7 protein-coding genes are annotated in these 14,451 nt (G+C 57.3%); 4 read left to right on the top strand and 3 right to left on the bottom strand.

The genetic code is table 11. The annotated features are described in order from the left end of the window. Nucleotides 1-198 precede the first annotated feature (198 nt). A complete protein-coding gene (locus CIK87_RS11650; RefSeq protein ID WP_094387315.1) occupies nucleotides 199-636 on the top strand; it encodes a hypothetical protein in 438 nt (145 codons plus the stop codon). Nucleotides 637-744: 108 nt separating this feature from the next. Here CIK87_RS11650 and CIK87_RS11655 read toward each other — a convergent pair whose 3' ends face one another. Both CIK87_RS11655 and CIK87_RS11660 read right to left on the bottom strand, forming a co-directional pair. Next, the gene (locus CIK87_RS11655) at nucleotides 745-1,281 is read right to left on the bottom strand and encodes a hypothetical protein (RefSeq protein WP_144008212.1); all 537 of its coding nucleotides are present in this window, start codon (nucleotides 1,279-1,281) and stop codon (nucleotides 745-747) included. Between the two features lie 167 nt (nucleotides 1,282-1,448). After that, nucleotides 1,449-3,677: a glycoside hydrolase family 3 C-terminal domain-containing protein gene (locus CIK87_RS11660; protein WP_254046554.1), complete on the bottom strand. Its 2,229-nt coding sequence runs from the start codon at nucleotides 3,675-3,677 to the stop codon at nucleotides 1,449-1,451. Nucleotides 3,678-4,000: 323 nt separating this feature from the next. On the opposite strand from CIK87_RS11660, the gene CIK87_RS11670 reads away from it, so the two are divergent. The 3 genes from CIK87_RS11670 (at nucleotide 4,001) to xylA (ending at nucleotide 10,884) form a co-directional block, all read left to right on the top strand. Beyond that, nucleotides 4,001-7,507, top strand: coding sequence for a discoidin domain-containing protein (locus CIK87_RS11670; RefSeq protein ID WP_094387350.1), 3,507 nt, complete (start codon nucleotides 4,001-4,003; stop codon nucleotides 7,505-7,507). Nucleotides 7,508-8,035: 528 nt separating this feature from the next. Then, complete coding sequence (locus tag CIK87_RS11675) at nucleotides 8,036-9,529, top strand: xylulokinase (RefSeq protein WP_022309863.1); 1,494 nt, start codon at nucleotides 8,036-8,038, stop codon at nucleotides 9,527-9,529. A gap of 32 nt (nucleotides 9,530-9,561) precedes the next feature. After that, nucleotides 9,562-10,884 (top strand): xylose isomerase, encoded by a 1,323-nt coding sequence (gene xylA, locus CIK87_RS11680; RefSeq protein ID WP_094387318.1) that lies wholly within the window; start codon nucleotides 9,562-9,564, stop codon nucleotides 10,882-10,884. A 305-nt stretch (nucleotides 10,885-11,189) separates the two neighbouring features. On the opposite strand, the gene CIK87_RS11685 is transcribed toward xylA, so the two are convergent. Further along, nucleotides 11,190-14,447 carry a glycosyl hydrolase gene (locus CIK87_RS11685; protein WP_094387319.1) on the bottom strand — a complete coding sequence of 1,086 codons (3,258 nt, stop codon included), beginning with the start codon at nucleotides 14,445-14,447 and terminating at the stop codon, nucleotides 11,190-11,192. Nucleotides 14,448-14,451: the final 4 nt, after the last annotated feature.

The raw sequence follows: 14,451 nt of genomic DNA on the forward strand, positions 1-14,451 counted from the left end.
TCCTTGGTAATCTCCATAACTATAGTATCCTTTTACTTTATAACTAATTGATTTACAACCATAAAGGTACTAAAAATTATTGAGATTACCAACTTTTATAGAGACTTTCTTATCCCGAACTCAGGTTTTGAGACTCCTATCAAGGCCAAGTCCATCTATGTCGTAGGAACCAGCGCCGACGGCGACAGCCAAATCAAGGTGACCATCAACTACACCGACAACACCACCGCCGATGGCAGTATCACCATGTACGACTGGGGTAGCAGCTCTTCCGCCGCCAACCAGGCTGCCGTAGTGACCAGCCTGGGACGTATCGCAACCAAGAAGAACTGGGCAGGTGATGCTGGAAAGATAGATGCCTATGTCTTCAAGCTCTATGAGTCTGCGGTCAACACCGACAATACCAAGACCATCAAGAGCGTTACCGTCGAGCAGACTTCCGACGACCGCAGCGTAGCCATCTTCGCCGTTTCTACCAGCAACGATGTTGTGGCCAACGGCATCGGCGAGGTGGAGGCCCCCTCGGCTGTCGCTGCCTACTACACCCTTGACGGCGTGCGCGTGGCAGAGCCTGTTCAGGGTGTGACCATCGTCAAGTACACCAACGGAGTAACCCGCAAAATCGTCAAGAAGTAATACCTTATTAATATATACGCGCACGCGAGAGCCGCGTGCGCCGACTGACGGAAAGAGCGGATGCAGCCACCTGCATCCGCTCTTGTTATATTGCCTGGCGTTAGTTTCCTATTTCTTTTTCTTGAATAGGCCCTTCACCTTGTTCACTACACTCTTGGCGGCATCACCCACCTTGGCACCGGCACTCTTTCCGGCATCTTCTTTCACGCTCTTTGCGGTGGGCACACCACCCTTTACACTCGGAGTTGCCGATGGGGGATAGCCTGCCAGCTCGCCGAAATACTTGTAGAGGCGGTCGTCTTCATTCTTGTCGCCCGATGTGGTCTTTACCTTTGACTTCTGGACACCGTATCGGGGATGACTCAACTCTATCTCTATAGGCGTAGACTTGCTGTCGAGAATGATGGTGACCTTGTATTTGTTGTTCTTGTCTTCCTTTTCACTGATGACGAATACCTCTTTGTTGCCACCCTTCTTGTAGCTTTGGATGTCAAAGCAGGGGTCGCTGTCGCCGTCCATCCAGAACAGTTTCTTGTTGCGGTCAATCACATTGCGTCCGAAGTCTGTGTACAGCAGCTGGATTTGTGCTGATGCGCCTACAGCCATGGTAAAAAGCGCCAGCATTACTAATAATCTCTTTTTCATAATGTTTGTGTTAGTTAATAATTAAGACAATGTCCGCTGCAAATTTAATAAAATATCTCGTCAACGCAATGCCTGTCGCCGTTTTTTTAGGGTATAAAAAAAAGATACCTTGTCTCCCGACAAGGTACCCTTCATTTCTAAAAAATAAAACCTATATAAAAAATTGTCTATTGAAGTCTAAACTTGAGTGAGTTCTTAAGGTTGTTGGTGCCATTGCCAACGAGCGCCACAAACTCTCCGTCTTCGGCAGTCCAGCTCTGAGTCTTGTCGTTGTAGAAGCTCAGTGCCTTGACGTCGATGGTAATGTTCACCTGGCGGGTTTCACCTGGCTGGAGATAGACCTTGTCAAAGCCTTTCAGCTCTTTGTAGGGGCGCTCCAGCGAACTCTCCTTGTCGTGGATGTACAGCTGCACCACCTCGGCGCCAGCGCGTCGGCCGGTGTTGGTTACATCTACGGTGAATGTTATCTTGCCGTCGCGAGTCATGGTGGTCTTGTCTGCACGCAGGTTGGCTATCTTGAACTGTGTATAGCTCAGTCCGTAGCCGAATGCAAACAGCGGTGTGGTCTTAGCATGGTCTACCCAGCGGTAACCCACATAGAGACCCTCCTTGTATTCGCGGTCGATAATCTTCTTGTCCTTGCGCCAGGTGCCGGGATAGGTGTCCAGCGCATGAGCGCCTACATCCTCCAGCTTGGCGGGCATGGTGAAGGGCAGCTTGCCCGATGGGTTGGCGTCGCCAGCGAGTACGGCTGCCAGGGCGTTGCCTGCCTCTGAGCCCAGGAACCATGCCTGTACGATGGCGGGAACCTTGGCGTGCCAAGGCATTGCCACGGCGTTGCCCGATACGTTGACGTATACCATATTCTTGTTTACGGCTGCCAGAGCCTCTATCAGCTCGTTCTGTCCGTAAGGCAGTTCCAGACCCTTGCGGTCATAGCCTTCAGCGTCCTGGCCGTCACACTTGTTGAGTCCGCCCACGAAGATGACGTAGTCGGCACCCTTGGCCTTCTCTATGGCTTCGCGTTTCAGCTCTTCGGCAGAGCGGTTGTCGCGCAGGTCTGTATTGAAGCGGTAGCCCGAATAGCTCACGATGGTGTCGCCCACATATCCGCGGGCATAGTCTATCTGTACCTTGTCGCCCAGACGAGCCTTGAGTCCGTCGAGAGGACTTACCTCGCGCTGTACCTTCAGCGATGACGAACCACCACCTACGGTCATGGGCTTTATGGCGTTCTCTCCTACCACCAGAATGCGCTTTGCGTTGGCGTTGAGGGGCAACAGCGAGCGCTTGTTCTGCAGCAGAACGATACCCTCTTCACCTATCTTGCGAGCCACATCGTAGTGGGCTTCAGAGCACATGAAACCGTAAGCGCGGTGACGGTTCATGGTTGTGCGGAAGTGCAGTCTCAGCACGCGGCGAACCTTCTCGTCGAGGTCTTTCATGCTGTATTTGCCTGAGAGGATGCCCTCCTTGTAGGGACGCGCCAGGTAGTAGTACTCATAGGCGTTGTCCTTGCCCTTGGCGAGACCGTCGGTGTGGGTACCGAACTCCATGTCCATGCCGTACTTCACGGCGTCGTCGGTGGTGGTGTGCACGCCCCAGTCGGTCATGGCTACACCGTCAAACTTCCAGTCGCCTTTCAGTATCTTGTTGACCAGCACGTCGTTGGCGCAGCAGGGCTGGTTGTTGTAGAGGTTATAGGCACACATTACAGCCCATACCTTGCCCTCTTCCACGGCAGCCTTGAAGGCGGGGAGGTAAATCTCGTGCAGCGCACGGTCGCTTACCACCACATTGTAGCGTTTGCGGAAAGCCTCTTCATTGTTCAGCGCAAAGTGCTTGGCACATGCGGCAGTACCGGTACTCTGGATGCCCTGGATATAGGGAACTACCATGCGCGAGGCGAGGAACGGGTCTTCGCCGAGGTACTCGAAGTTGCGGCCGCCGATGGGCGAGCGATAGATATTCATGCCGGGGCCCAGCACCACATCCTTGCTGCGATAGCGGGCTTCTTCGCCCAGGCTTACGCCATAGTCGCCGGCAAGTGCGGGATTCCATGTGGCGGCAAGACAGGTAAGTGCGGGGAAAGCCACACAAGAGTCATTGGTCTGTCCGGCGTCGCGCCACTTGTCCCACAGTGTGTTGGGGCGTATACCATGAGGGCCGTCGTCGGTCCAGAGGTCTGGAATGCCCAGTCTGGGCACGCCTGCTGCCGAGAACTTGCTCTGTGCATGGATGACGGCTATCTTTTCATCGAGGGTCATGCGGCTGAGCACGTCGTCGATGCGTTGTTCCACAGGTTTGGTTTCATCAAGATAGGTCGGAAGCGTCTGCGCTCCGGCGTTCATTCCAATTAAGAGTAAACACGATATTAGCAGCTTTTTCATATACATTATTATATTAATTGCTGCAAAGTTACCACAAATCCTTGACATGTACACATAATTAATGATAAATCTTTGTGCATAAGGTCATTTTTGTCATCTTTTTTGCGCAAAAGTTGAGCCGGGTCGGGCTTTTCTTCGTTTTTTCCCTACTTTCCTCCGCAGTGAGGGAAGGCGTCTCTGCCAGGATATCTTGTAAAAATGCCATTCTGCAGCACAAAGTTGCGCTTTTCTTTCCATGGATAGGCAGAAAATAGTAATTTTGTACACTATAGTTAGTCATTACCATCATGTCTGCGAGCCACCCGACGCAGACCACAAACCTGATAGAGATGAAAAAATTACTGATTACACTCGTTGCTATGATGTTTGTCAACGCCATACCCACCCATGCACAGCGCCAGACCACGCGTGGCATAGGTGTCTACCCAGGCCGCCAGTCTGAGAGTTTCGCCCCCACGCTCCGCCGTAACTTCGACTACCGCAATACGGCTCTCCACCGCATGGTCTATCATTCTTCATCACTCGATGCCAACCTCACCGGACAGCTCGTCACCGACGGTACCGTATACCGGGGCGAGCCTTGCCGTCTGCAGGTGTCTATGCCCGACGGCGTGGTGGCGCGCCGCGATGCCGAGAAACTGCTCGACGGCAACGTGCATACCCGTCTGATGGTCAAGGGCGAAGATACCTTCGTGCAGTTTGACTGGACGGCGATGGATGTAGACATCGATGCCTTCGACATCCTCGCCGAACCCGTCTATCAGCCCGGCCGGGGCACCGGAGGCTACGCCATAGACTTCCTTGCCTCCAACGACGGCAAGACATGGACCCTCGTGGGCGGAGAGCGGGGTGACGGCATGCCCGGCGAGCCCACCCGACACACCGGAAGCAACGACCCCAACAAGCAGGAAGACCCCGTGCGGCTGCCCATGCGACTGGTCAAGAAGCAGATACCCTTCTCCAAGCCCGGACGCTACTCCCATCTGCGCATAAGGCTCCACATGACGGGCTGCACCTACTGGCGGTTCTACGAGGCACGACCCATACGCCACGGCCGTGAGCAGCTGGCGCTGCCCTCATCCTGTTATACCAGTGCGTGGATGAGTGCCGGAGGCGCCGACGAGTGGCTCATGGTCGACCTGGGCACGCCGGTGATAGCCGACCGCGTGGTGATGCACTGGATACACCCCGCCCGCCGTGGCGAGATACTCGTCTCCAAAGACGGCGACCAGTGGCAGCAGATAGGCGACCTGGGCCGCATCAAGGTCAAGGGTGGCGTGCAGACTCTTCGCCATCATTTCACCGCCCGCTATGTCAAACTCATGATGCGCCAGCCCGACCCGTCGGGCCACTATGCGCTGAGCGAACTCCAGGTGATGGGGCGCGGAGGTCTCTCTGCCATACCCGCCGAGCGGCAGGGTATGGTCCACGGCCGATACTACCTCAACGGAGGCGACTGGAGGCTCTTCCGCGACGGGGCGGCTGACTCTGTCCTTGCCACGGTGCCCGCCACTGCCCTGCAGAGTTATATTAATATAGGTGCGGTGCCCAATACCAACCACGCCGACAACCTGCGCATGGTTTCAGAGTCGTTTTTCCATTCCGACTTTACCTATACCACCACCTTCGACGCCCCGGCCGAGTACGAGGGGCGCCATGTGTTCCTCAACTTCGATGGTATCAACTGGAAAGCCTCTGTCCGCCTCAACGGCCATGACCTCGGGCGCATAGAGGGAGCCTTCATGCGTGGACGCTTCGATGTGACCGGCTGTCTCCTGCCCACGGGCAACCGCCTCGAGGTGAGGGTGGAACGCCCCGCCCACTTTGGCGCAGTCAAGCAGAAGACCACCGAGAGCACCGACATGAACGGCGGCGTGCTGGGAGCCGACAACCCCACCTTCCATGCTTCGATAGGATGGGACTGGATGACCTCTACGCCCGGCCGCGAGACCGGCATCTGGAACGACGTCTACCTGAGTGCCAATGGTGGCGTGAGCCTGGCAGACCCGCTGGTAGACAGTCGCATAGACCCCGCCGACTCGCTCGCCACGATGACCCCCAAGGTGTGGGTCACCAACCACCGCGACACCGCCGTGGTGGCTACGCTGCGCGGATGGATAGGGGCGATAGCCTTTGCCCGACAGGTGACGCTCCAGCCCCGCGAGAGCCGCGAGGTGACTTTCTCGCCCGACGAGTTTGCCCAACTGCAGCGCCAGCCCATGCACCTCTGGTGGCCCGTGGGCTATGGCAAGCCCCACCTCTACCGTGCCGGTTTTGCCCTTCTTGAGGGTAGTGAGCAGATAGACTCGCTCCACTACCAGGTTGGCATACGACAGATGACCTACAAGGAGATGGGCACCCGTCTGCAGTTCTTTGTCAACCACCGCCGTGTGGTTCCGCTGGGCGGCAACTGGGGTTTCTCCGAGACCAACCTCTGCTACCGAGGCAGAGAGTACGACCGTGCGGTGAGGTATCACAAGGAGATGAACTTCAATATGATACGCAACTGGGTAGGACAGACCGGCGACCGCGAACTCTATGAAGCCTGCGACCGCCATGGTCTGCTGCTCTGGCAAGACTTCTGGCTCGCCAACCCTTGGGACGGCCCCGACCCTTATGACAACCGTCTCTTCATGGCCAATGCCGAAGACTATATCCGCCGCATACGACGCCACGCCTCGATAGCCATCTACGTGGGCCGCAACGAGGGCTATCCGCCTGCCGAGCTCGACAGCGCCCTGCGCCGCCAGGTAGACCTGCTCCATCCGGGCTTGGGCTACATCTCCAGTTCTGCCGACGACGGTGTGTCGGGGCATGGCCCCTACCGGGCGGTCGAAGCCGAAGAATACTTTACCAGCCAGAGCCACCGACTGCACTCCGAGCGCGGTATGCCCAACATTCCCACCATCGAGAGCCTGCGCCGCATGCTCAGCCCAGCCGACCTCTGGCCTATCGGTGAGGGATGGGCGCAGCACGACTTCACCCAGAAGGGCGCGCAGCGGGGCTCGACATTCCTGGATATGATGCAGCGCCGTTTCGGACCCGCCGCCGATGCACGCCAGTTTGCCGAGTGGGCACAGTGGATCAACTACGACGGCTATCGCGCCATGTACGAGTCGGCGCAGCAAGATAGACAGGGACTGCTCATCTGGATGTCGCATCCGGCATGGCCGTCGATGGTATGGCAGACCTACGACTACTATCTCGAGCCTACGGCAGCCTACTTCGGAGCCCGCAAGGCGTGTGAGCCGCTCCACATCATGTACAACGCCCATACCCGCAAGGTGCAGGTGGTCAACATCACCCCCGTCACCCACTGCGACATGGAGGCGCTGATAGAGACGATAGACATGCGGGGCAGGGTGATACGCACCGACTCGCTATGGGTAGACGCCTATGCCGACGCCACCACCGATGTGGCTGCGGTGCGCATGCCCGACAGCCTCTCGGTGGGCTATCTCCGGCTGAGACTCTACGAGAGGGGGTATCTGCGCTCAGACAACTTCTACGTACAGGCAGCCAGCCCCGAGTGTTACAGCGCGCTGAAGCATCTGCCCGTGACACGCCTTACGCTCCGCGAAAAATTCAGCCGACAGGGCGACACCTGGCATGGACAACTGACGGTGACCAACACCTCTGACACGCCCACGCTCATGATACGCCTCTGCCTCAAGGGCGACGATGGCGAGCAGATACTGCCCGTGGTCTATAGCGACAACTACTTCGCGCTGATGCCGGGCGAGAGCCGCGATGTCACGGTAGAGTTTGCCGACGAAGACCGCCGCGACAGCCAGCCCCACATCGAGGTAAGCGCCTTCAACGGCAAGGCAGAATAGCCCGCAGCCCAAGCCGCAGCAGCAGGCGACAAGGCTGGCTGCATCCAAGCCACCGCGCGCTGCCGTTAAGCCACGGTTGCCGACATCCAAACCATAACGCGCTGCATCCAAGCCCCCGCGCGCCACAAGCAAGCCATTGCACCAACCCCGACCATCATCGCCAGGGTCGGTGCAATGGCTTTCTTTATGCCCGGCGGTCAAGTAGGGCGCCGCCGCGATGGTCATGGGCGGCTCGTATCGGTAGGCACGAGGGCTCGTGACATAAGAAACGTGAGCTCGTGACTTATGATACGTGGGCTCGTGTCAATAGTTACGAGCCGGCAAAGGTGGTCTCGGCTTGACGGTTGGTGGCTTCGGGATGGTCGAGAGGGGCTGCCTAACCTCGTAGGAGCCAGCGCAGAAGGGGGTTCCTTAAAAATATTGCGCGCGAGAGTAATAAAAAAGGCAATCTCTTGCGTCAATTCTCAGATATTTTATATCTTTGCAACGTAAGAAATAAAAAATAAAACCTAAACATACGTATTGAGTATGAACAAACATTTGTTGTTGGGCTTTGACGTGGGCAGCAGCTCGGTCAAGGCTTCTCTCGTAGATGTCAATTCCGGAGAGTGTGTGGCTACGGCTTTCTACCCCGAGCACGAAGCACCGATTAAATCAATCAGAAACGGTTGGGCTGAGCAAGACCCTGAAATGTGGTGGGCCAATGCCAAACTGGCGCTTGCCCGCATCATGGCCGAGAGTGGCGCCAAGGGCGACGACATCCGGGCGATTGGCATCTCTTATCAGATGCATGGTCTGGTGTGTGTCGACAAGGCACAACGGCCCGTGCGCGACGCCATTATCTGGTGCGACTCGCGTGCTGTACCCTATGGAGAGAGGGCTTTTGCCGACCTGGGCAGCGACCGCTGTCTGTCGCATCTGCTCAACTCGCCCGGCAACTTCACCGCCGCCAAACTGGCGTGGGTCAAGGACAACGAGCCCGAGGTCTATGAGCGTATATACAAGGTGATGCTGCCCGGCGACTACCTCGCCATGAAGCTCAGCGGCGTCATCAACACCACCGTATCGGGTCTCTCCGAGGGTATGTTCTGGGATTTTCAGGCCCACGCTGTCGCCGGCTTCCTCCTCGATTACTATGGTTTCGACAGAGACATCCTCGCCGACATCGTGCCTACCTTCGATGTGCAGAGCCGCGTGAGCCGTGAGGTGGCTGACGAGCTGGGACTCAGCGAAGGTACGCCTATCAGCTACCGCGCTGGCGACCAGCCCAACAACGCGCTCAGTCTGAATGTCTTCAATCCCGGCGAGATAGCCTCAACGGCTGGTACGTCGGGTGTAGTGTATGGAGTGTTAGGCGATGTTAATTATGATAAAAAGAGTAGGGTAAATACCTTCGCGCATGTTAATTATACTGAGGACCTCACGCGTCTGGGCGTGCTCCTGTGTATCAACGGCACCGGCATCCTCAATGCGTGGATGCGCCGCAACGTGGCTCCCCAGGGCATCTCTTATGCCGACATGAACGCGATGGCTGAAGGTGTGGCACCAGGTGCCGACGGACTGCGCATCATCCCCTTCGGCAATGGTGCCGAGCGGGTGCTGGAGAACCGGGAGGTGGGATGCTCCATCCACGGCATCGATTTCAACCACCATACACAGGCTCATCTGGTGCGCGCTGCCCAGGAAGGCATCGTATTCAGCTTCTGCTACGGCATGGAGGTGATGGCAGAGATGGGCATGGACATCCGCAAGATACACGCGGGAAAGGCGAATATGTTCCTGAGCCCGGTATTCCGCGAGGCGCTCGCCACCACCTCGGGAGCGACCATCGAACTCTATGAGACCGACGGCAGCGTGGGCGCCGCAAAGGGTGCCGGCATGGGCTGCGGCATCTACAGCAGTCACGAAGAGGCGTTTGCTACCTTGCGCAGGCTTGCCGTGATTGAGCCCGATGAACAGAAACGTGCGCAGTATGCACAGGCTTATGCCGAATGGAAAGGTATATTGCTACCAATGACATGACAATCTAAATATAATAAAACTTATATGTACTAATTATGGCAAAAGAGTATTTTCCACAGATTGGCAAAATCCCCTTTGAGGGCACTGCCAGCAAGAACCCTATGGCTTTTCACTACTACGACCAAAACAAAGTAGTTGCAGGTAAGAAAATGAAGGACTGGTTGAAGTTCGCAATGGCGTGGTGGCACACTCTGGGCGGCGCAAGCGGTGACCAGTTTGGCGGACAGACACGCTCCTACGAGTGGGACAAGGCCGACAGCGCTCTGCAGCGCGCCAAGGACAAGATGGACGCAGGCTTTGAAATCATGGAGAAGCTGGGCATCCACTATTTCTGCTTCCACGATGTGGACCTCATCGACCCCGCCGACGATATCGACGAATACGAGGCCAACATGAAGGCCATCACCGACTATGCGCTCGAAAAGATGGCTGCCGCCGACGACATCCGTCTGCTCTGGGGTACTGCCAACGTATTCAGCGACAAGCGCTATATGAACGGTGCTGCCACCAATCCCAACTTCGATGTAGTGGCTCGCGCTGCCGTGCAAATCAAGAACGCCATCGACGCCACCATCAAACTGGGTGGTCAGAATTACGTGTTCTGGGGTGGACGCGAGGGTTATATGAGCCTGCTCAACACCGATATGAAGCGTGAGAAGGAACATCTGGCTCAGATGCTTACCGCTGCACGCGACTATGCTCGCGCCAAGGGGTTCACCGGCACCTTCCTCATCGAACCCAAGCCCATGGAGCCTACCAAGCACCAGTATGATGTCGATGTAGAGACGGTAGTAGGCTTCCTGCGCGCTCACAACCTGCAGGACGACTTCAAGGTAAACATCGAGGTCAACCACGCCACACTCGCCGGCCATACCTTTGAGCATGAACTGGCTGTTGCCGTCGACAACGGCATGCTGGGCAGCATCGATGCCAACCGTGGCGACGCCCAGAACGGATGGGATACTGACCAGTTCCCCATCGACAACTTCGAACTCACTCAGGCCATGATGCAGATTATCCGCAACGGTGGTCTCGGCAACGGTGGCTCTAACTTCGACGCCAAGCTGCGCCGTAACTCTACCGACCCCGAGGATATCTTCATCGCCCACATCAGTGGTATGGACGCTATGGCTCGTGCGCTCGAGAACGCAGCCGAAATCCTCGAGCACAGCGAACTGCCCCGCATGGTCAAGGAGCGTTACGCTTCGTTTGACAGTGGCAAGGGCAAGGACTTCGAGGATGGCAAACTCTCGCTCGAGGACCTCGTGGCTTACGCCAAGGAGCACGGTGAGCCTGCCCAAATCTCGGGTAAGCAGGAACTCTATGAAACCATCGTAGCACTCAACTGTAAATAACTATGATATAGGCAATATTAAGGCTACACAATTACACTTTTTTCATAAATGTGCCGTCAGCAGAACGTGAGTTTAGCTGGCGGCTTTTCTTTTAGATGCATTTGGAAGCGTGGGGATGACCTTGACGAGAGTGGGGGTGACCTTGGGGCGCAGGGGGATGATATGTGGCATCGCTGGGATGAGCTTGGCGTGCGCTGGGATGGCTGCTGGCGGTGGCAAACAAACAAGCGGTGGGGCAGAAACCAGATGTGTGTCTGGAGTCTGCCCCACCGCTGTTTTATCGATGAAATCGGCGATTTTTGTTGTTATCTTGGCATTTCTGTCAGTGTCACTGGGCCTATCAGACCTGAAGGCTGCAACTTGGAATCTTTCTTGTAGAAAGGATAGGAAGTATAGGTGTAACGCTTGGGACAGTCGGGCTGCTGGTCGCCGATGATGCGGTTGCGCCAGAGGGTGGTGACGCGTATCTCGATGTCATTGTTGCCACGACGCAGGGCATCGGTAATCTCGGTAGAGAACGGTGCGCGCCAGAGTATGCCCATGTTCTTGCCGTTGACGATGACCTCTGCCAGTGCGCTCATCTGCCCGAGGTTTATCCAGAGCCGCTTGCCGCGTATCTGGGCTTTGGTGAGCTTCACAGAGTTGCGGTATGTGGCGGTGCCGGCGAAGTAACGGATGCCCGCGTCGTCGCTCTCGCTGAGCGAGCGCAACTGCGCCATCGTGGTCTGTGCCGGTGCGCCTCTGTCGGGCTGGAAGGTCACGGTCCAGGGCCCCTCGAGCGTGGCGGCGACGGTCTGGGCGTCGACTTTGACAGCCTCTGCCGCCGTGGGGTCGCTCTCGGTGCGGAAGACGATGAAGTAGGCTTCGCCGGGGTTCATCTGCAGACTTACCTGGGTATAACCGGCAGCGGGGGTGTAGTCTACTGCACTCACCTCGCCCGTCTCGGGATGCCACAAGTAAGGCTTCATGCCCGTCACCCTGAACCTCGCGTCGAGAGAACGTGTCTGGTAGCTGCGGTTGTTGACCCAGTATATCTCTGCCTGTGGCGTCTGTCGGTGTACGAAGCGCAGGCTGTCCATGCGGTCACAGTAGAAATCGGGCGCGATGCCCCATGCGGCAAGGGCGTCGGCGATGCTGGCGTTCTCCTTGACATTGGGGCGGTTGGCATCCCATATCTCGGCTACCAGGCGGTCAAACTCTGCCTTGTCATCGTTGAGGCTGAGCACTGCCTGGGGTCTTGCGCCGCAGAGTTTCATGCCCTTGTCGACCATCGCGGCGATGTGGCGCAGCGCAGGAACGGTCATACGCTGGGTGTTGGCGTCGAGGGCGAGCACCTGGTAGGTCATCCCCGATGGCGTGGTTATCTTGCCGTCGCTGCAGGTCAACTGCTCCGTCAGCGCGGGTGTGTTGACATAGTCGTAAGACGCCGTCGGCGGAACCTGGGGCTGGTTGGCGTAGAAGAGACCGGTAACATTGTTGTCGTCGCCATAGTAGTAGGCCACGTCGGCGACATATCTGCCCTGCTGGAGCATATAACTGGTGCGCGAGAGATAGTCTACCCACGGGCGGGCTTGCTCTGCCCACGTCTCGTGACGGTGGAACCACTGTCCATAGACCTCCAGTCCCTGTCCCGGAACCTTGGTATCTATCGGCTGATGGGCACTGTCGTGGATGACGATACGGTTGACGCCACTGGCGAATTCGAGGTCGGCGACAGGCTTGAGCAGGTTGGGCGTGAGGGAATAAGCCAGTCCGTTGCCGTCCATGCCGTTGGATGTAAGGGATTCGGCGGCAACCAGATTCTGACCATAGATGTGAGCCACAGACGCCGATTCGCGTATGTCACCTTGCTTGCCGGTCTCGCCGCGGTCATTCATGTGCATCACGGGTTCACTCGCCCACATCGCACCCATAGGGATAGTGCAGTATTGCTTGACAGCCATGCCGTCGGCTTCATAGACGCGGCACGACTCGTGGCTCTCGAAGTAGGTACCCATATCTCGCGCCTTCATGGTGTCGGCTACCTGGCGGTAGAGGTTCTGCTCGATGAGCTCTCCGATGGTTCGGCGCCAGTCGAAGAGGAACCGGTCGGTCTTTTCGCTGCTCTCTACGATGGTTCCCGCCAATGCCGGCATCCACGGCAGCAGTTCGTAGCCGCGTCGGGCTTTGAACTCTTCTGCCATTCGTGGCGTCCAGTTGGCTATTCCTGCCTCATAACTGTCGATGAGCAGGTTCTGGAGTCCGCGTTTGCCCATCATGCCGCGCGAGGCGTCGACATAAGTGGCGAGATAGGTGCTTATATATCGCTGCACAGCCTCTGCCGACATCTTGTCGACCTCGAGTCCGGTCGCCTCGGGCGACGCGGGATGGTTCATCTTGCCCGTGAGCGAGTAGCCGAAGCGCAGTATGCGCCAGCGGCCCATCGGCGCTTTCCACGTGAGCCTTCCGGTGCTGTCGGTGAGATGAGTGAGGTCTATCACATCAGTCAGCGCCGTGGCCTTGTCGGTCTCTGGCGTGGGGTAGAGCGGCAGGTCGACCGGCGTGCCGAACGCGGCTTTCTCTTCGGCATGGTTCACGCGGAAGGAGGTAAACAGGTTGAGCTCGCTGATGGCCAGTGGACGGCGGTCGGTTTTCCATACCACTCTGAAGTAGCGCGCCGTGGTCGGCGTGATGTCCACGGTGGTCAGCGGGGCACCTCCCAGCACCAGGTCGCATACTTTGGTGAAGTGCAGACCATCATTGCTCGCTTCCAACCATTTGGTCGGCGCGGGCCGCTTGTTGCGCCACTGGCTGTGCTGACGCCCGTCGCCCAGAGCCAATGCCCTGATGGTGTATGCCTTGTCGAGTTCTATCTTTATCCAAGCCACCTTGCCGGTGCTGTCGGCAGTCAGTTTCTGCGTCTTTGCCATGTCGCCGTCGGTGAGCATGGTCAGGTCTATCGCGCCGTTGCTCGCCGTAGCCTTCGCGCCCATCTCTCCGAGAGTGAGCTCGCCGTCGGTCCTCACCGCCACCACGGCGATGTCCTTGTAGTAGGTCTTGCTTGACGCGGTGCCCCTCGCCCTGATGTTCTGGAAGGCTCCGCTCACGCTGTAGGGTTCGGGCAGCGTCATGTTGATGGTCTTGCCTCCCTTGATGGTGACCTCCCTCCACACCAGTTTCTTCATGGCGTCGCAGGGCTTCACCCACGGTCCTCCCGTGTTACTCCACCCCGGCGTGGCGGTCATCGTGGCTTCCATGCCGAGCGAGTCTGCCAACGCCACAGCATACGCATAGCACTCTTTCCATTCGGGTGTCATGTAGATGATTCGTTGTGGCACCACCTGTGGTGTCTTCTTTCCGGCGTCGAAGATATGGATGCCGCCGAGTCCTGCCCGATTCATCCATTCGAGGTCCTTGCGGATGCCGTCGCGTGATATGTTGCCGTTCATCCAGTGCCACCACACGCGCGGGCGGGCGCTCTGTGGCGGATTGATAAATCCCTCCTTCAGTACATCGGTTTGTGCCGCTGCGCCTATCGTTATCGAGGCCAGCGCCGTAAGCATGATGTTTCTTTTCCAGTTCATAGTG

It is taken from the genome of Prevotella sp. P5-64 (assembly GCF_002251285.1).
Lineage (GTDB): Bacteria > Bacteroidota > Bacteroidia > Bacteroidales > Bacteroidaceae > Prevotella.